Source organism: Natronococcus amylolyticus DSM 10524, assembly GCF_000337675.1.
In the GTDB taxonomy this organism is placed as follows: domain Archaea; phylum Halobacteriota; class Halobacteria; order Halobacteriales; family Natrialbaceae; genus Natronococcus; species Natronococcus amylolyticus.
Window position 1 is genome coordinate 185,521 of record NZ_AOIB01000031.1, and the last position, 16,469, is coordinate 201,989.

Annotated in this window: 17 protein-coding genes and 1 pseudogene; 7 read left to right on the forward strand and 11 right to left on the reverse strand. The window is 66.5% G+C overall.

The window, feature by feature from the left end:
* Positions 1-77 precede the first annotated feature (77 nt).
* The 7 genes from C491_RS16185 to C491_RS16210 all read right to left on the reverse strand — a co-directional run bounded on the left by C491_RS16185 (position 78) and on the right by C491_RS16210 (position 4,671).
* Complete coding sequence (locus tag C491_RS16185) at positions 78-1,019, reverse strand: glycerophosphodiester phosphodiesterase (protein ID WP_152421358.1); 942 nt, start codon at positions 1,017-1,019, stop codon at positions 78-80.
* Between the two features lie 644 nt (positions 1,020-1,663).
* Positions 1,664-2,068: a hypothetical protein gene (locus tag C491_RS16190; protein ID WP_005558232.1), complete on the reverse strand. Its 405-nt coding sequence runs from the start codon at positions 2,066-2,068 to the stop codon at positions 1,664-1,666.
* Between the two features lie 46 nt (positions 2,069-2,114).
* Positions 2,115-2,456 carry a CBS domain-containing protein gene (locus C491_RS16195; RefSeq protein ID WP_005558234.1) on the reverse strand — a complete coding sequence of 114 codons (342 nt, stop codon included), beginning with the start codon at positions 2,454-2,456 and terminating at the stop codon, positions 2,115-2,117.
* Positions 2,457-2,546: 90 nt separating this feature from the next.
* Positions 2,547-3,434: a DMT family transporter gene (locus C491_RS16200; protein ID WP_005558236.1), complete on the reverse strand. Its 888-nt coding sequence runs from the start codon at positions 3,432-3,434 to the stop codon at positions 2,547-2,549.
* A gap of 97 nt (positions 3,435-3,531) precedes the next feature.
* Positions 3,532-3,690 carry a DUF7563 family protein gene (locus tag C491_RS23365; RefSeq protein WP_169331745.1) on the reverse strand — a complete coding sequence of 53 codons (159 nt, stop codon included), beginning with the start codon at positions 3,688-3,690 and terminating at the stop codon, positions 3,532-3,534.
* Between the two features lie 152 nt (positions 3,691-3,842).
* A complete protein-coding gene (locus C491_RS23805) occupies positions 3,843-4,010 on the reverse strand; it encodes a hypothetical protein (protein ID WP_241431343.1) in 168 nt (55 codons plus the stop codon).
* A 304-nt stretch (positions 4,011-4,314) separates the two neighbouring features.
* Positions 4,315-4,671: a hypothetical protein gene (locus tag C491_RS16210; protein ID WP_005558239.1), complete on the reverse strand. Its 357-nt coding sequence runs from the start codon at positions 4,669-4,671 to the stop codon at positions 4,315-4,317.
* 159 nt (positions 4,672-4,830) lie between these two features.
* Here C491_RS16210 and C491_RS16215 point away from each other — a divergent pair, with 159 nt between their 5' ends.
* Complete coding sequence (locus tag C491_RS16215) at positions 4,831-5,631, forward strand: hypothetical protein (protein ID WP_005558241.1); 801 nt, start codon at positions 4,831-4,833, stop codon at positions 5,629-5,631.
* Between the two features lie 308 nt (positions 5,632-5,939).
* Positions 5,940-7,262 (forward strand): MFS transporter, encoded by a 1,323-nt coding sequence (locus C491_RS16220; RefSeq protein WP_005558242.1) that lies wholly within the window; start codon positions 5,940-5,942, stop codon positions 7,260-7,262.
* Here C491_RS16220 and C491_RS16225 read toward each other — a convergent pair.
* Complete coding sequence (locus C491_RS16225; RefSeq protein WP_049892207.1) at positions 7,259-7,483, reverse strand: hypothetical protein; 225 nt, start codon at positions 7,481-7,483, stop codon at positions 7,259-7,261. The genes C491_RS16220 and C491_RS16225 overlap by 4 nt on opposite strands.
* A gap of 297 nt (positions 7,484-7,780) precedes the next feature.
* On the opposite strand from C491_RS16225, the gene C491_RS16230 reads away from it, so the two are divergent.
* Entirely contained in the window at positions 7,781-8,296 is a 516-nt protein-coding gene (locus C491_RS16230; RefSeq protein WP_005558246.1) for a hypothetical protein, read from the forward strand.
* Positions 8,297-8,347: 51 nt separating this feature from the next.
* Here the strand turns inward: C491_RS16230 and nasA are convergent, their stop codons facing one another.
* Complete coding sequence (gene nasA / locus C491_RS16235) at positions 8,348-10,459, reverse strand: assimilatory nitrate reductase NasA (RefSeq protein ID WP_005558248.1); 2,112 nt, start codon at positions 10,457-10,459, stop codon at positions 8,348-8,350.
* Positions 10,460-10,855: 396 nt separating this feature from the next.
* On the opposite strand from nasA, the gene pdhA reads away from it, so the two are divergent.
* The 3 genes and pseudogenes from pdhA to C491_RS24280 form a co-directional block, all read left to right on the forward strand.
* A complete protein-coding gene (gene pdhA / locus C491_RS16240; protein WP_005558250.1) occupies positions 10,856-11,938 on the forward strand; it encodes a pyruvate dehydrogenase (acetyl-transferring) E1 component subunit alpha in 1,083 nt (360 codons plus the stop codon).
* Positions 11,935-12,903 carry an alpha-ketoacid dehydrogenase subunit beta gene (locus tag C491_RS16245; protein WP_005558252.1) on the forward strand — a complete coding sequence of 323 codons (969 nt, stop codon included), beginning with the start codon at positions 11,935-11,937 and terminating at the stop codon, positions 12,901-12,903. The genes pdhA and C491_RS16245 overlap by 4 nt, the downstream gene beginning before the upstream one ends.
* Positions 12,904-12,979: 76 nt before the next feature.
* A pseudogene (locus C491_RS24280) lies at positions 12,980-13,090 on the forward strand (oxidoreductase); the annotation flags it as partial.
* A 52-nt stretch (positions 13,091-13,142) separates the two neighbouring features.
* Here C491_RS24280 and C491_RS16250 read toward each other — a convergent pair.
* Both C491_RS16250 and C491_RS16255 read right to left on the reverse strand, forming a co-directional pair.
* Positions 13,143-14,162, reverse strand: a complete 1,020-nt coding sequence (locus tag C491_RS16250) for a Gfo/Idh/MocA family protein (protein WP_005558254.1) — start codon at positions 14,160-14,162, stop codon at positions 13,143-13,145.
* Positions 14,159-15,121 carry a Gfo/Idh/MocA family protein gene (locus C491_RS16255; RefSeq protein WP_005558256.1) on the reverse strand — a complete coding sequence of 321 codons (963 nt, stop codon included), beginning with the start codon at positions 15,119-15,121 and terminating at the stop codon, positions 14,159-14,161. The genes C491_RS16250 and C491_RS16255 overlap by 4 nt, the downstream gene beginning before the upstream one ends.
* Before the next feature lie 235 nt (positions 15,122-15,356).
* On the opposite strand from C491_RS16255, the gene C491_RS16260 reads away from it, so the two are divergent.
* Positions 15,357-16,454 carry a BMP family lipoprotein gene (locus tag C491_RS16260; RefSeq protein WP_005558257.1) on the forward strand — a complete coding sequence of 366 codons (1,098 nt, stop codon included), beginning with the start codon at positions 15,357-15,359 and terminating at the stop codon, positions 16,452-16,454.
* Positions 16,455-16,469: the final 15 nt, after the last annotated feature.

Sequence of the window (16,469 nt, forward strand, 5' to 3'; positions counted from 1 at the left end):
ACTCCGATACTAGAGATGTTGTGCGGCATCTCTTTCAAATCAGGGCCAGCTCGAGTCCAACCGAGCGGCTACCGAACCTAGCTCTGTAGTCCACCCCACCTGACGATTTCGGAGTAGTCGAGGAACAGCCCGTCGACGCCGGCCTCGATCAGCTGTTCGACTTCGTACCAGGTGTTGATCGTCCAGACGTTGACCGGGAGGTCGCGAGCGTGTGCTTCGGCGACGACGTCGATCTCCTCGTAGGCCTCGTCGTCGAAAAACGGCGTTCCGTAGATCATGTCCAGCGGTGGGTTGACTCCCTCGGCGTCGTACTTGTCGGTGACGTCGAGCCCCTCCTGGATAGAGTCGTAGAGCAGGTACGCCGCCGGAACGTCGGGATCGATGTCGCGAACCGTCGCGAGCGCTCCTTCCCAGAACGTCGAGAGGAGGAGTTCGTTGTCGTAGTCGGTCGCGACGTCGACGACCGTCTCGAGCCACTCCCACTCCTCGCGTTCGGCTTCGGGGTCGTCGATCCGGCCGAACTCGACATCGGGTGATCCCTCCTTGATGTCGATGTTCACGCCGACGTTGGACGGGATCGCTTCCATCGCCTCGGTCAGCGAGGGGACGGTTTGACCGCTCTCGAGCACCTCGGCGGCGAACACCTCGCTGGCGGGCGTCTCGTACAGCACGCCGTCGGTGTCGGTTAGCTCACCGAGTTCCGTGTCGTGGAAGACGGCGATTTCGCCATCGCACGTCGGGAAGACGTCGAGTTCGATCCAGTCGGCGCCGCGGCGGTCGGCCGCGTCGTCGGAGCCGCCCTGAACCGACTGCTCGAACGCGGCGACGGTGTTCTCCGGGTACGTATCGGCGAACCCGCGATGAGCGATTACCGTCGCTCGATCCTTCCGGTCGTCGCGTCCGGCCTCGTCCGCTGCTCGTGCGCTGGCGCTTCCCGATGCGGCGGCTGCGCCGACCGCGGCCGCGCCCGTTCCGGCCAGAAACCGCCGTCTGTTCAACATACTTGGATTCTCTTGCATGCCGTTACCCGTACAACAGAATTATTCATAATCATTTTTATAGGGAAATCGTAAGAACCAGATAGTTTATTGCTTTCTATATATACTAACTCTACGACAGGGATCATAGCGGGTAGATGAATCTGGACGCGAGAATTCGTTGGTACGGTCGGTACACGCAGCCTACTGCTCTCAAGGACGAAATCGGACGCCTACGTTTCTACCGCGGTGTAGTTCCAACATAGTTTGGAATGAGCGTTTTTACGACTCCGCTCTTACCCGTAATTGGCAGGACGCCAACCCCCAACCCACCCACCACCCACCACCCACCAATCACCTACCCACCCATCACCCACCGATGGCCACCCTGCCAGCCGAACGACTTCAGTACGTCGTTCACTTGCACCCACCCCACAACGCGACGTCCCACCCTACGTCGCGTGTTCCCCTGTCGTCTGCCGGAGTCGCGTTCCCCAGCGCGATTCCCGCTCCGTTCCCCACCTTTTGGAATACACGACCCGACTACGGAGAAACAGCGCAAAAGCCCGCGACTTCGATTGCGTGAGGACTCCGACGTGTGTTCGTCGAGACGAGATAACAACAGTATCCTCCGACTTCGAACGTGACGGATCGGCTTTCGCAGCTACGATCCAGTTTCTACCGCATCACGAGCGAGCAGGATCGACCTCGAGCGCGGCCGCGAGGATCGCCGTCTGGACGGTGCGGAGATCCGCGTCCCGAACCGTCGCCGCCGCGCGGAACCGCTCTCGAGCGTTCGCAGTTCGGTCGGGGGCGGCGGCGAGTTGGAGGAGATCGAAGGCGTCGGGCTCGAGCCGTTCGGCCGCGTCGAACTCGGCTGCGTCGTACAGTTCGGGAAACCGGGTGAGGATGTCGGCGACGATTTCGTCGGTCGCTTCGGCGCCGGGATCCCCCACCGGAACCGGCGCCGTCGTCTCTGCGAAGTACTCCTCGAGGTCGAGCACCCCGGCGGACTCGTAGGCGGCCTCGGAGAGCGCGTCGGCGACGGGCCGACTGACGTACACGCCGAGGAGGGAGAACTGCTCCGTCATGGCCCCTGCTTCGAGGCCCAGCATACAATAGGTATCGCTCGATCGCTCAGGAGAGCTGTGCGGTCACGTCGGTCGAGGAGATCATGCCGACGTAATCGTTGCCGTCGACGACCGGGAGGTGGGTGATTCCCAGCCCGGTCATCATGGCGGCGATCTCCTCGAGGTAGAGGTCCGGCGGTACGGTCTCGACGGATTCGGTCATCACCGCGTCGACGTCGATCGTCGTCGGATCGTGACCCTCCGCGGCGGCCGCGACCAGATCGGTGCTCGTCACGATCGAGGGTGGATCGGTTCGGACGACCAGTGCGCTGATCTCGTTGTCGCGCATCGTCGTTGCGGCCTCGGTCAGCGTCGCGTCCTTCGAGACGGTCTCGAGCGGCGTCGACATTACGTCCCGAACCTGTGTCCTGCTCTCAGTGTCCATACCTTCGTTACGAACCGATCCCGTATTGGTGTTGTGACCGATGCGCATCTTGCGTCACTCGCGCTCGAGGAGGATGACCCCAATCAGTATCAGGGCGCCACCGGCGAGCGTCGCCGCTGTGACGGGTTCGGCGAAGAGTGCGGCGCCGAGTGCGACCGTGACCGGCGGCTCGACGGTGCTGATGATCCCCGCGCGACTCGCGCCGACGTACTTGATGCCGGCGAAGAAGGTGACGACCGGCAGCGCCGTCGCGACTACGGCGATACACAGCAGAATCAGCCAGGCCGACGGCGCCGTTGGAACCGCGAACTCGCCAGTAGCGGTGCCGATCGCGAGGAACGTTCCGCCCGCGGCGGGGAGCACGTAGGCGGTCAACACCAGCGGATCGACCCTGTCGAGCAGTGCCCTGGAGACTGTGATGTAGACCGCGTAGGCCATCGCGGCACCGAGAACGATGGCGACGCCGATCAGCGAGGCGCCGTCGGGGTCGGCCCCCGTGACGAGGACGACCCCGCCGAGGGCCAGACAGAGCGCGACGAGCATCACGGGTGTCGCGCGCTCGCCGATGGCCGCGATCGCGAGCACGACGACGAACGCCGGGTACGTGTAGAGCACGATCGCAACGAGTCCCGCCGTCATGTACTCGAGACCCAGGAAGTAGAGCCCACTCTGGGTCGCGTAGCCGAACGCGCCGAGCCCGAGCGCGATCGCCAGCGTTCGTCCGCGAAGCACCGTCAGCCGTCCCTGTACCGCGAGTAACACCCAGACGAGGGCCGCCGCGAGCAGGAAGCGAAACGTGAGCACCGTCGGGATCGAGAGCGAGGCCTCCTGGGCGTAGAGTCCGAAGATACCGAGCGTTCCGAATCCCACTGCAGAGACGACGACCAGAAGAATTCCGAGCCGATCGCGGGTCGGCGTCGGCCATTCGTAGACGGTGCCCATATCGGGGCCGTCTCGGGACACCTTCATAGAAATTGCTATCAGACCCGAACCGTCGGCTCTCGACATCGATCTGACTCGACCGACTGATTTCGGACGGTCAGGCGAACAGCGACGGCGAGTCCCGATTCTCGTCGGCCCCGGTGAGTTCCGCCGAGCTCAGACAGTGAACGCAGCCCTCGAGGTAGCCGTCGTTGTCGCCGAAGACGCGGACGAAGTTCGCCGAAATCGGGTTGTCGCAGTTGTGGCAGGTTGGCATCTCAAATCACGTTACATGCTACCGATGCACACAGGCGGACTTAACAGTATCGGCGCTCGTCACTATTGCAATCGTTCGAGGGAGGTCGCTCCGGCCGCCCAGGAAGGACGGATACCGAAGACGGACGAGCGGGTGGCGTCCCGACGGAGTGACTACGGCTCTGTCTCGAGCGTTTCTTCGAAGAGGACGACCCGTTCGTCCCCGTTGACCCACGCGTCGTAGCCAGGCGGGATCAACGCGACGTCTCCCTGCTCGAGGGTCTTGCGGGCCCGTCGTCCATCTCGATGACCACGCGCCCGGCGACTGCGGAGAGACGACATGGGCTCAGACAGCGATCCGTCTCCAGTTCGGCGGCGTTGTCCCTCGAGAACCGCCAACCGGGTTCGGCCGTCGAGCATCAGACCGTTCGCCCTTCCAGTTCGACGCGTTCGGCCCGACCGCTGTCGACCGAAACCGTCTCATCGGGATCGCCGAACGATTCGACTGCGAGTTCGCCAATCAGGTCATTGTCTACCACGACAATCTCGATAACTGTTCACTCGCCCGGCGAGACGATCGATTCGACGTCGAACTACTCGAGAGTCGCTTCTCACAAAAAATCGGAGCGAAGCCGCCAAATGCCGTCTACTCGTCGCCGTTGATCGAGACGTCCGACACCGTCACCGAGACGTTCTCGAGAGAGATATCGACCGAACAGATCTCGTAGGTTCGGTCGTTGACGTCGACGGTGACGCCGTCGGTCTGGACGCCGACCGAGTCGAGATCGTACGTCCGTTCGTCGATCTCGTAGGACGGAAGTGCGTCGGCAGAGAGTTCGAGACCGTCGAGCTCGACGTGCTCACCCTCTATCGAGGCATCGATGCTGCCGACCTGGGTCACGTCCGCACCGCCGCTGCCGCCGGCGACCGCGCCCGCCGAGAGCAACCCGATCGCGAGCACCGCCACGAGACCCACAACGCCGAACCGCGTCGTCGTTCGCATGCTACTCGGAGAAACGGTGAGAGAGATAAACTATCTTTCGATTATAGTATTTTCGAGAAGAACGGGCGAGCGCCCAGTCCGTCGCAGTCGAGAATTTCGAACTGCGCCCTCGAGCCGACACGGAGTCAGCTATTTCCCTCGACCGTTACGAGAGGGTGTATGGACGACGACGGCAAACAGGCCACGTTCGGCTCCGAGGGGGAGCTTCGAACCGATAGCGACGCGGATCGGACCGAAGACGAGGAGACGGGCCCCGAGCACAACGACTTCGGCGAGGAACGCGGCGACAACGAGACGAGATCGGGCGCGAACCGCTACGACGTCTCGAGCCTACTCCAGAAAGCAGTGCGGCGATCGGACGAGGAGGTCGCAGCGTGGGCCGCCTGGGAGCTGGCTCGATCGGGGTTCGCCTGGAACTTCTGGGACCGGATCAACCTCTACGTCGTCGAGGACCTCCGGGCGGGCCACGAGGTCGCGTTACTGATCGCCCGCTACGAGGAACTGGCCCGCGAGCGCTGGTCGGAAAGTTCCTGGGAGGGGCGGCTCTGTGCGGTCCACGCCGCGCTGGCGGCCGCCAGAGCGCCCTCGAGCCGGGAAGCCTCCCACGCCGACGACTACTTCGGCGAGCTCTCGGCCGAGCGTGCGGCTGCCCGCGATGAGGGGCGCGAACCGCGGTACGATCACCCCGTCGAGGAGCTCGAGCCCGGCGGGCGCTACGACGTCGCGTTCGATCAGCACACCTACGAGGGGAAGGCTCTGGGTCGGGACGGTCAGTTCTTCCGGACCCACGGCGCTCGTGTTGGTCCTGAGGGCGAGCCCGAGCTGAGCCGGCAGTGGCGCCTGCAGAGCATGCAACTCGAGGATCGGGAGTACACCGAGACGGAGCTGGCTCGAGCCGTCGAACCCGTCGATCCTGACGACAGGTGGGGAACCGACGACGAGGGGGCGGACGGCGACTGAGTCGGACGATCGAAGAGCGTTGCCGATCGATTCCGACCGCGGCCGTTTCGCTTCCGGTATTGAAATACGCCTTCCAACTTTTCGCCGAACGTCGAACCTATAGGGGAATATATACTGATTACTGGTCACCGGCAACGATTTGATTGTTTGGTTTAGGTAATAAGTACGCTTATACAGTGTCAGCCGTCCAGATAGAGCAGACACGTGAGTCCGAGCGTCATTCTCGTACCGAATTTCGAGCCGAATTGTGAACTCAGCTGTGACAGAAGCGAACGAACGTCCGCAACTACGGTCGGAGGTAAGCGTCCATGATTCACGGAAAGTGGAAGAACCTCCTGCTGGCGACGGCGATGTTCAACCTGGGGTTCGTCATCTGGTTCTCGTTCGCGCCGTTTACCGGCGGGATCGCCGACGAGTTCGGCCTCTCGGTCGCCCAGCTGGGGCTCGTCTCGAGTGCGGCCGTGATCGCTGTTCCGGTCGGTCGGATCCTGATCGGGCCGCTGACCGACAAGTACGGGGCGCCAGTGACCGCCAGTGTCACGCTGGTGATCGTCGGGATCTTCTCGATCATTAGCGCGTTCGCGACGACCTACGAGGTGTTTACCGCCTCGCGGGTGATCGCCTCGCTGGCGGGCATCACGTTCGTCATCGGCATCCAGCACGTCGCCGAGTGGTTCGAGGAGGAGAACCTCGGGCTGGCGGAGGGCGTCTTCGCCGGGATCGGCAACGCCGGTGCAGGTCTGGGCGCGTACTTTACCCTTCCGCGGATCTTCGGCGAGGGGTACGCCGGACCGCTGTTCGCGACGAACTGGCGCGCTGCGTTCTTTTACACCGGCGTGCTCGCGGTCGTTCTCGGCGTCGTCTACTACGCCTTCGGCGACGCCGCAAAGAGCGAGGCCAAGCGACAGGCGACCAGGGAGAAGGCGAGCTTCAAACAGTTCCTCTACGTCGGCACGCGCCACGGCGCGGTCGTGCTCGCGGCGGCGTACGTGATGACCTTCGGCCTCGAGGTCGCGATGAACGGCTGGCTGGGCACGTACTACCGCGAGGGGTTCGGCCAGGGTGACATCGTCATCGCGGCTACGTTCGCGGCGACGTTCTCGATCGCGGCCGGGCTGCTCCGGCCGCTTGGCGGCTACATCAGCGACGTCGTCGCGCGCAGGGAGCGCGACATCCTGCCGTGGTTCGAGGGCCGGTACCGCGAGCAGTGGACGTTCGCGACGCTCGTTTTCGTCGTCGTCTCGATGGTCGGGATGACCGTCGCCGGCCTCTCCGGAAGCATCTACCTCGCGGTCGCCGCCGGCTTCCTCGTCGGCGTCGGCTGTGCGTTCTCGGAGGGGGCGATCTTCGCGCAGGTGCCCGCGATGTTCCCGGACAGCTCCGGCAGCGTCGCCGGCGTCGTCGGCGGGGTCGGAACGATCGGCGGCACCGTCTACCCGCTCGTGTTCGCCGCGCCGTTCCTCCCGAACCTCCACCTCGGGTACCTCGTCGTCGCCGTCACGATGCTTCCGATCGTCGCGCTCGCCGCCTGGGTGTTCCAGCCCGCCGTCGCCGAGCGTGCGACCGAGGACGGCTGGCTCGTCGACGGAGAGATGCCCGCGGCCGGAGCGGCCGCCTCGAGCGACGATTAGGAAGTTACGGGTTCCGAGTCGGCGGACTCGCGCGGAAGCTCGTCCCGTTTCGAGAGGTAGACCGGAACGACCACGAATCCGGCGGCCGGGACGAGAACGCCGTAGAAGTAGACGAACGGGTTCTTGGCGTTCAGGCGCTTTGCGTCGAAGTAGACGAGGATCGCGACCGGGACCTGAAGGACGATCAGCGCGGTGACGAGGAAGCCGGCGAACCCTGGCATACCGGATCGTTCGACTCGAGCGAAAGAGAGTCTACCGGCCGTCCACGGCACGATCGTTAGCGTCGGTACGCGAATCCGATCGTCGGCCCGCATCGAGGGAGTCGGGATCGAACAGATAGAGTCGGGTCGGACAACTCGAGCCGTCGGAAGCAGTCTCGTGAGTTCTCGACGTCGAGCTTTGACGTCCTCGCCGAGCGCTCGACCGGTTCCTCCGAAAGACGACGGCCGTACGGGGATGCGTTTCGATACTCGTCGACCGTAACCGACGTAACCGCGCGGACCGTCAGTGGACGTCGTATGCAAGATTCCAACTCGGACGGGCCGCTCGCCGACCACCCGGCGACGGAGATCCAGGTCGTCGTCGTCGACCCCGACGACGTCGTCGAGGCGTTCGAGCGAAACCGCGTGGAGGACAACTTCCGACGAACGCACGTGCTCCGGCTCGTCCCGCCCTTCGAGGAGGAACAGCGCGCGGAGCCGTACGCCCAGGACGGCCCCAAACGCTACCCGCCCGATCGCGATCCGGAACCGCTTCACCTCGAGCCCGCGACGTTCGTTCGCAACGAGGCGGGAGTCCACCCGAACGAGACGCACCTGACCGCCCCGACGCGGGAGGAGGCCCGAGCGGCGGCCCGCGACGACCGCGGGGACGACGTGACCGAATCTGTCGTTGACGAGTACCACGAGACGGCCCTCGAGGAGTGGAAGCGGGAGCTGCGGAGCTCGTTCGTCGACGCGATCCGAATCCACTTCGACGACGGCACCGCCGAGGAGATCTGGACCGAGGCCCGGTACGAAGCAACCGAGGACTGATCGGCCGTCGAGCGTCCCGTCCGAACGGGCCGTCCGCCGGCTCGTCGGCCGTCAGGCGCTCGCCTCGACGACGGCCTCGAGCTCCCGGTCCCGGGGCGGAGCGAGCCGAACCGCACACTGTTTGAAGTTCGGCTCCCTCGAGCGTGGGTCGACCGCGGGGAGGGTAAGGTCGTTGACGGCGGCGTGGTGGATCGGTAGCCAGACGACGCCGTCGGGGATCGACTCGTCGGCCTCGACGCGGACGGTGATCGACGCCCGCCTCGAGACGACGCGTCCGTACCTGCCGTCCGTCCCCTGCTCGAGGTCGTCCGCGACGGCGACGGCCGTCGCCGGGCTCACCCGCGCGGTCGGCGGGCCGTCCTCGCGGGTGCGGACCCCGGTGTTGTACGCGTCGGGCCGGCGCGCGGTCGTCAGCGTGAACGGGTAGTCGTCGTCGGTCGGCTCGGGCAGCGGTTCGACCTGCGCGTTCGAGAAGCGAGCGCGACCCGACGGCGTCGGGAACGACCACGTCTCCGTTTCGTCGTCTTCCGTCCCCGTTCCCACCCCTTCGTGGTACCGATACCCGCCTGCAGCGTCGGGCTCCGGCGCGGGCCACCGAACCGCCAGCTCGGCGTCGAGACGGTCGTACGAGAGTCCTGAGAGATCCGCGGGGGTGCCCTCGGTCATCGCCGCGAGCTCCTCGAAGACGGGTTCCGGTTCGGGCGGCTCGTCGAACAGTCCCGGCGCGAGGCGATCGGCCAGCGCACCGATCAGCTCGAGGTCGGTTCTGACGCCCGAGGGCGTCTCCGTCGCGGCCCGAACCCGGGAGACGGTCCGTTCCATGTTGGTCGTCGTCCCCTCCGATTCGCCCCAGGTCGCGGCGGGCAGGACGACGTCGGCGTGCTCGACCGTCTCACTGCGAAAGGCGTCCTGGACGACGAGGAAGGCGTCCTCGAGGCGCTCGCGGACGTTCGTCGTGTCGGGCATCCCCGCCACAGGGTTCGTCGCGACGGCGTAGACGGCGTCGACCTCCTTGTCGATGGCGTCGACGATCCCGACCGGTCCCGGCCCGGGATCAGTAGGCAGTCGCGACGCCAGCACGCCCCAGGTCTCCGCGACGAGTTCGCGGGCCGCGGGACCGTCGAACGATCGCTGCCCGGGCCAGGTCCCCTTCGAAGAACAGACCCGGGTCCCCATCGAGTTCGCCTGCCCGGTCAGCGAGAACGGCCCCGAGCCCGGCCGGAGGTTCCCCGTCGCCAGACAGAGATCGATCAGCGCGCCCGCGGCGTCGGTGCCGTTGACGCTCTGGTTGATTCCCATCCCCCAGTAGACGAGCGTCCGGTTCTCGAGGGCTGCGGCGAGTCGGTCGACGTCGGCCATCGAGACGCCCGCGCGCTCGGCCGCTCGAGCGGGGGCCGGCAGTTCCTCGCGGAGCTCCTCGAATCCCGTCGTCGCGTCAGCGACGAACGTCTCGTCGACCCGGTCGGTCTCGACGAGTCGAGCCAGGACCGCACGGGCCAGTGCGAGGTCGCCCCCTGGCTCGAGCGGAACGCGGTGGTCCGCCACTTCGGCGGTCTCGCTGTCGATCGGATCGACGACGATCAGTTCCGAGTCCTCGGCGTCGGCGGACTGATTGATCCACCGGAACAACACGGGGTGGGCCGCGGCCGGGTTCGCCCCCCAGACGAGGTGGGTCTCGGCCTCGGGGACGTCGTCGTAGGTTGGCGGCGGCGCGTCGCTGCCGAAGGCATCGTAGTAAGCGGTCACCGCCGAGGCCATACACAGCGTCGTGTTGGCGTCGTAGTACCGAGTGCCGATCCCGCCGCGAGCGAGCTTGCCCAGCGCGTAGGCGGCCTCGTTGGTCTGCTGGCCGCTCCCGAGCACCGCGACGTGGTCGCGGCCGCCCTCGAGGGCCGTGTCGAGTCCCTCCGCGGCCCGCTCGAGGGCGGTCTCCCAGGTCGTCGCTACCAGCTCGCCGTCGCGGCGAACGAGCGGGCGGGTCAGCCACTCGCCCTCGGGATCGGCGCTCTCGCTGATCCCGCGCTGGCAGGCGAGTCCGCTCGAGACCGGGTGGGCCGCGTCGCCACGGACGCTCTCGAGACCGTACCCCCGGTCGACGGCCTGCTGGACGTGGCCGCAGCCGACCGCACACCGCATGCAGGTCGTCGGAACGAGACCGGTCACGGCCGTTCCCCTCCACCGCTCGAACCCGCGTCTACGGGTTTACAAACGGAATTCAAATAGAGTCTTCCTGCCCTCACAACGAGCAAATCCATACGAACAGGGTACGTATGAGGATACTAAACAGTGATCGTTTACGATTCGTTACTTTTCACACGTCGCTCGAGAAGGTCGGACGTATACCTACGAATATGGACAATATAAGGTCACGAACGCGGAGCGAGCGAGCGTTTCGACGGCCCGATCGGGCGGTTTCGTGACCATCGATCGGCGGCGACGGAATCGCCACCGGCCACCGACGCGTCGGTCGACCTGCGACTCCAGTCGCCGCGTCGCTTTTGCCCCGTTCCCGTTCCGGACCGACCAGTAGATTAACACTATCGAACCCGTACTATCGCTATGCCCGAAGAGACCGTCGCTCAGTTTCACATCCGATCGGTCCAGGTACTGTCGGAGGACGAGACGGTCGACGACGAACTGGTTCCGGACCTGAGCGACGACGAGCTACTGACGGTGTACGAACAGATGAAGCGGTCCCGTCGCCTCGACGAGCGCGCCATCGCGCTCCAGCGGCGGGGAGAGCTCGGCACGTACGCCCCCGCGATCGGGCAGGAGGCGGCGCAGGTCGGTACCGCGTTCGCCCTCGGCGAGGACGACTGGCTCGTCCCGTCGTTTCGCGAACAGCCCGCGCTCCTGGTCCACGGCACGGCGCCGGACGCGGTCCTCCAGTACGCAAAGGGGATGGAGGAGGGCGCAGAGATTCCGGACGGCGAAGGTGCGCTTCCGCCGGCGATCCCCGTCGGCTCGCAGCCGCTGCACGCTGCCGGCATCGGTTGGGGCGAGGCGCTCCAGGACCGGGAGAACGTCGCGATCACCTACTTCGGCGACGGCGCGACCAGCGAGGGCGACGTCTACGAGGCGATGAACTTCGCCGGCGTCTACGACGCCCAGACCGTCTTCGTCTGCCAGAACAACCGGTACGCCATCTCGACTGGGATCGAGAAGCAAACCAACACGGAGACGTTCGCACAGAAGGCGATCGCGGCGGGGATCGACTGCGTGCAGGTCGACGGCAACGACGTCCTCGGGGTCTACCGCGTCGCGCGGGAGGCCGTCGAGAAGGCCCGCAGCGGCGAGCCGGTCCTCATCGAGGCGCTGACCTACCGCCGATCGATGCACACGACCTCGGACGATCCCTCCGCCTACCGCGAGAGCGAGGAGGAATCCGAGTGGGAGGCCCGCGACCCCATCCTCCGGTTTCAGCGGTACCTCGAGGACCGCGGGATCCTGGACGAGGAAACGAAGGGGGCGATCGCCGAGCGGATCGAGGAGGAGCTCGCGTCGGCGATCGACGAGGCCAACGAACGGCGCGAGGAACTCGACCCCGCGGACATGTTCCGGCACGTTTACCAGGATCTGCCGCCCGAACTCGAGCGACAGCTCGCGGCGTTCGAGGCCGAAAAGGGAGGTGAGGGCGAATGAGCGAGCGACTCCGGATGGTCGAGGCCGTCCGCGACACGCTCGGTGCGGAACTGGCACGCGACGACGACGTCGTCGTCTACGGCGAGGACGTCGGCGAGGCCGGCGGCGTGTTCAGAGCGACCCAGGGGCTGATCGACGACTATCCAGACCGGGTGTTCGACACGCCGGTCGCGGAGGCAGGCATCGTCGGAGCGGGCGTCGGTCTGGCGGCGACCGGGATGCGCCCCGTCGCGGAGATCCAGTTTCAGAGCTTCCTGTACCAGGGGTTCCACCAGCTGGCCCAGCACGTCGCACGCATGCGGAGTCGAACCCGCGGGACGATCACCTGTCCGATGACGATCCGGACGCCCTACGGCGGTGGGATCCACGCCCTGGAGCTTCACTCCGAGAGCTTCGAGGCGGGGTTCGCACACATCCCCGGCCTGAAGGTCGTCTTCCCCTCCTCGCCCGCCGAGACGAAGGGGCTGCTCACCTCGTCGATCCGGAGTCCCGATCCCGTTATTTTCATGGAGCCGACACGACTCTACCGCTCGTTCCGCGAGGAGGTTCCCGACGACCACGAGATCCCGCTCGGCGAGGCCCGGGTAGTCGAGCCCGGCGAGGACATCACGGTCGTCGCCTGGGGGTCGATGCTGCGGGAGACGCTCGACGCCGTCGACGATATCGACGCGAGCGTCGAGGTGATCGATCCGCGGACGCTGTACCCGCTCGACACCGAGACGATCGTCGACTCCGTGAAGAAAACCGGGCGCTGTGCGATCGTCCACGAGGCGCCGAAGACGGCGGGGATGGCCGGCGAGATCATCGCGCGGCTCAACGAGGAGGCGTTTCTCTACCTCGAGGCGCCGATCGAGCGGGTGACCGGGTACGACGTCCCGATGCCGATGTTCGCCCGCGAGGACGACTACCTGCCCGACGCCGATCGCATCGAGGCCGGGATCCGCGACGTCCTCGAGTTCGGGTAGACCGCGGGCGGTCGCGGCAGTCGACCCCCGACCTTTCCCATCCCACCGTCCGTTCGGCACGACGAACGCGGTCCTCATCACCGGCTGCTCCAGTATCGGCTGTTCGGCCGTCCACGCGTTTCTCGCCGACGGGTGGACGGTCTATGCGACCGCCCGCGACGTCGAGGCACCGGCCGGCCTCGAGGCCTGGCGTGTGCGGACGGACCGACTCGACGCCATCGCGGACGCCGACGCCGAGCTCACCCGTCCGACGGGTCGTTCGCTCCGCTTTGGGTCTCGACCGTGACCGGTTGGGCGCTCGCCGCCGACTCGTAGGCGGCCTCGACGACGGTGACGGCCTCGAGCCCGTCGTCGGGCGTCACCAGCGGCGCCCGTCCCTCTCGGACGGCCGCGACGAAGTCCGCGACCAGTTTCGCTGTGGGGTCGTCGCCGTAGGAAACCGTGTGAACGCCCGCCTCCTCGCCCGAGGCGACGGTGTGGGTGATCGACTCGCCGGTACAGTCGATCGCGAGCGTCCCGTCGGTGCCGACGAACTCGAGGGTCGCGTCGCCCCAGGTGTGCCAGGCGTCGGGCTTGCTCCAGGAGCCGTCCAGCAGAAATCCCGTCCCGTCGGTCAGCTCCATCGAGAGAACGTTCACGTCGTCGACCGCGCCGTCGTGAAAGCGCGTGTCGACCTCGGCGTACACCTCGGCGACGCGCTCCCCGGTGAGCGACGCGACGAGATCGACGAGGTGGACGGTGTGGTCCATCACGGCCCCGCCGCCGGCTAGCTCGGGGTCGACGAACCAGCCGCCGGGGATGTGGCCCCGGTTCGTCCCGGAGATCGCCCACAGCGAGCCGAGGTCGCCGGCCTCGAGCGCCCGTCGGGCTCGGCGCGCGGGTTCGCTGAATCGTAGGGGCATCGCCACGCCGACCGCAACGTCGGCGTCCCGCCAGGTCTCGACGATCGCGCGAGGGTCCTCGAGGGTCGGCGCGAGCGGTTTCTCACAGAGGACGTCGACGCCCGCGTCGGTCGCCCGCTCGATCCACTCGCGGTGGGCGGCGTTTGGCGCACAGATCACGCCCGCGTCGATCCGCTCGAAGAGATCGTCGGCGTTCGCGACGTACTCGAGGTCGTGGTGTGCGGCAGTTTCCCGGCCTCGTTCGGCGTCGGGGTCTGCGACGCCGACGATGGCGGCATCCTCGAGCTCGCGAAGCGCGGCGACGTAGGCGTCGGCGTGGACGTGGGCGGCCGACAGCAGGCCGACGCGGACGCTCATTCCTCCACCTCCGCGGGGGAGACGGGAGACCCCCGCTCGGCCGATCGGTCGGCCGCCAGCGCGAGCCGAAGCGACGCTATCGCTTCGGCGGGCTCCACGGCGGGCTCGTCACCCGCCTCGAGGGCGTCGACGAACTGCTCGAGTTGGCGTCGATAGGGCGTCTTCGCCAGCGCGGGATCACGGGTCGAGTTGTCGTCAGTCCAGGCGCGGTAGGCCCGCGGATCAGCGCTTTCGTGTTCGACCAGCCCGTCGTCGCCCGCCAACTCGAGTTCGGTCTCGAGCGGGCGCGAATCGGGCTGGGCCCACGACGCCTCGACGTAGCCGACCGCACCGTTCGCGAACCGGAGGGTGGCGGTGCCGTGGACGGCCCGTTCGTCGCGAGTCCGCCGGGCGAACACCCGGTCGACCGGACCCCAGCACCAGCGCAGGTAGTCGAGGTCGTGAATCGCGAGGTCGACGAACAGCCCGCCGCTGCGCTCGCGGTCGGCGAACCAGTCGTCGGAGCCCCAGTCGGGGAACGGCGACAGCCGCCGGGCGCGAGCGACGCCCGGGGTTCCGATCTCGCAGTCGCGGGCTCGCCGGTAGGCGGGATCGAACCGGACGACGTGGCCGACCCCGCAGGTCAGCTCGGCCTCGGCGACGAGTGCCTCGATCTCGCGGGCCGCCTCGAGGGTCGGCGCGATCGGCTTCTCGAGGAAGACGTTCGTTCCGGTCTCGGTGGCGATTTCGACGAGATCGCGGTGGGTGTCTGTCGGCGTACAGACGTCGAGAAAGTCGATATCGGCGCGTTCGCAGAGTTCTTTCGGGTCGGTGTAGGCGTCGGCCTCGAGCCCGGCCTCCTCGAGGAACGGCTCGGGCCCGCTCGGGGAGGCGACGGCGGCTACCTCCACGTTCATCCCGTCGTACGCGCTCGCGTGAGTGCGGGCCATAAACCCCGCACCCGCGATCCCTACCTTCATGACAGGGCAGAACACACCATTCGACTTAAACGATTCCCGCGTTCGCCGACGATCGCTCGTTCTCGTCCGCCCGACCGGTCCGCACGGGTTCCTGTCCCGATCGAGTTTCGGTCCACTGTCGAGAAAGTATCACACGAAAGACAGTCAGAAACTAGCAGGTTCTTTCATTCTGTAAGAATGATTTAATGTACGTCTTGTAACACTACAGGTCGTGATGGTTGGTAACGAGACTGATATGGGTGGAAGCGGGGGGCGAACGTCGTCGACGATCGGGACGAGCCGTCGATCGGTGCTGGCCTCGAGCGCCGTCCTCGGCGGTACCATGGTCGCGGGATGTCTCGGCGACGAGAACGGGGGCGGCGGTGGCGACCAAGTTGCGATCATCTCGAGCGACGCCGGCTTCGGCGACAACGCGTTCAACGACAACGCTCTCGAGGGGCTCGAGGAGGCGGCAGACGAGTTCGACCTCGAGGTGACGCAGGTCGAGGAGACCGAGACCGCGGAGTTCGCGGCCCGACAGGAGGACCTCGCGGAGGACGGAAGCTACGATCTCATCGTGATGGTCGGCTACCAGCACTACGAGGGGCTGGCCGAACACTCCGAGACCTACCCCGATCAGTACTGGATGCTGATCAACGACCACGTCGAAGGCGCCGACAACGTCTCGGGCTGGATCGAGATGAACAACGAGATGTCGTTTCTCGCGGGCGTCGCCGCCGCCACGCTCACCCAGGAGGAGATCGAACACGACGACAGCGCGACCGACCCCGACGAGGCCGTCGTCGGGTTCGCCGGCGGCGAGGACATCGACCTGATCAACGCCTTCGAAGAGTCGTACATCGAGGGCGTGGAGTGGGTCGACGACGGCGTCGACGTGCTCACCGGCTACGGCGGGAGCTTCTCGGACAGCGAAGCGCTGAACGACGTCGCCACCTCCCAGTTCGACGACGGCGCCGACATCGTCTGGCACGCGGCCGCCGCCGCGGGGGCTGGCGCGTTCGCCGCCGCCCAGGACAACGATCGGTTCGCGATGGGCGTCGACAGCGACCAGTCCGTCGCCGACGATCAGTACGCCGACGTCATCCTCGGCTCGGCGATCAAGGCGCTCGACGAGGCGACCTACCAGGTCACCGAGGCCGTCGTCGAGGACGACTGGGACAGCGTCTCCGGCGAGCAAAACCTTAGCATCGAGGAGGAGGAGGGGATCGACTTCGTCGTCGGCCAGGAGTTCGAGGGCGAGTTACCCGACTCCCTCGAGGAGAACATCGAGGAGGCCAAGGAAGCGTACGTCGCCGGCGAGGTCGACCTCACCTGCGGGCCGACGGGTTGCTGAGGCCCCACTCGGAAG

Bases quoted from the DNA above. Each gene is read 5' to 3' on its own strand.
- C491_RS16260 (WP_005558257.1), top strand. From the start codon at position 15,357: ATGGGTGGAAGCGGGGGGCGAACGTCGTCGACGATCGGGACGAGCCGT.
- C491_RS16225 (WP_049892207.1), bottom strand. From the start codon at position 7,483: ATGCCAGGGTTCGCCGGCTTCCTCGTCACCGCGCTGATCGTCCTTCAG.
- pdhA (WP_005558250.1), top strand. From the start codon at position 10,856: ATGCCCGAAGAGACCGTCGCTCAGTTTCACATCCGATCGGTCCAGGTA.
- C491_RS16200 (WP_005558236.1), bottom strand. From the start codon at position 3,434: ATGGGCACCGTCTACGAATGGCCGACGCCGACCCGCGATCGGCTCGGA.
- C491_RS16250 (WP_005558254.1), bottom strand. From the start codon at position 14,162: ATGAGCGTCCGCGTCGGCCTGCTGTCGGCCGCCCACGTCCACGCCGAC.
- C491_RS16190 (WP_005558232.1), bottom strand. From the start codon at position 2,068: ATGACGGAGCAGTTCTCCCTCCTCGGCGTGTACGTCAGTCGGCCCGTC.
- C491_RS16220 (WP_005558242.1), top strand. From the start codon at position 5,940: ATGATTCACGGAAAGTGGAAGAACCTCCTGCTGGCGACGGCGATGTTC.
- C491_RS16255 (WP_005558256.1), bottom strand. From the start codon at position 15,121: ATGAAGGTAGGGATCGCGGGTGCGGGGTTTATGGCCCGCACTCACGCG.
- C491_RS16230 (WP_005558246.1), top strand. From the start codon at position 7,781: ATGCAAGATTCCAACTCGGACGGGCCGCTCGCCGACCACCCGGCGACG.
- C491_RS23365 (WP_169331745.1), bottom strand. From the start codon at position 3,690: ATGCCAACCTGCCACAACTGCGACAACCCGATTTCGGCGAACTTCGTC.
- C491_RS16215 (WP_005558241.1), top strand. From the start codon at position 4,831: ATGGACGACGACGGCAAACAGGCCACGTTCGGCTCCGAGGGGGAGCTT.
- C491_RS16245 (WP_005558252.1), top strand. From the start codon at position 11,935: ATGAGCGAGCGACTCCGGATGGTCGAGGCCGTCCGCGACACGCTCGGT.
- C491_RS16185 (WP_152421358.1), bottom strand. From the start codon at position 1,019: ATGCAAGAGAATCCAAGTATGTTGAACAGACGGCGGTTTCTGGCCGGA.
- C491_RS23805 (WP_241431343.1), bottom strand. From the start codon at position 4,010: ATGTCGTCTCTCCGCAGTCGCCGGGCGCGTGGTCATCGAGATGGACGA.
- C491_RS16210 (WP_005558239.1), bottom strand. From the start codon at position 4,671: ATGCGAACGACGACGCGGTTCGGCGTTGTGGGTCTCGTGGCGGTGCTC.
- C491_RS16195 (WP_005558234.1), bottom strand. From the start codon at position 2,456: ATGTCGACGCCGCTCGAGACCGTCTCGAAGGACGCGACGCTGACCGAG.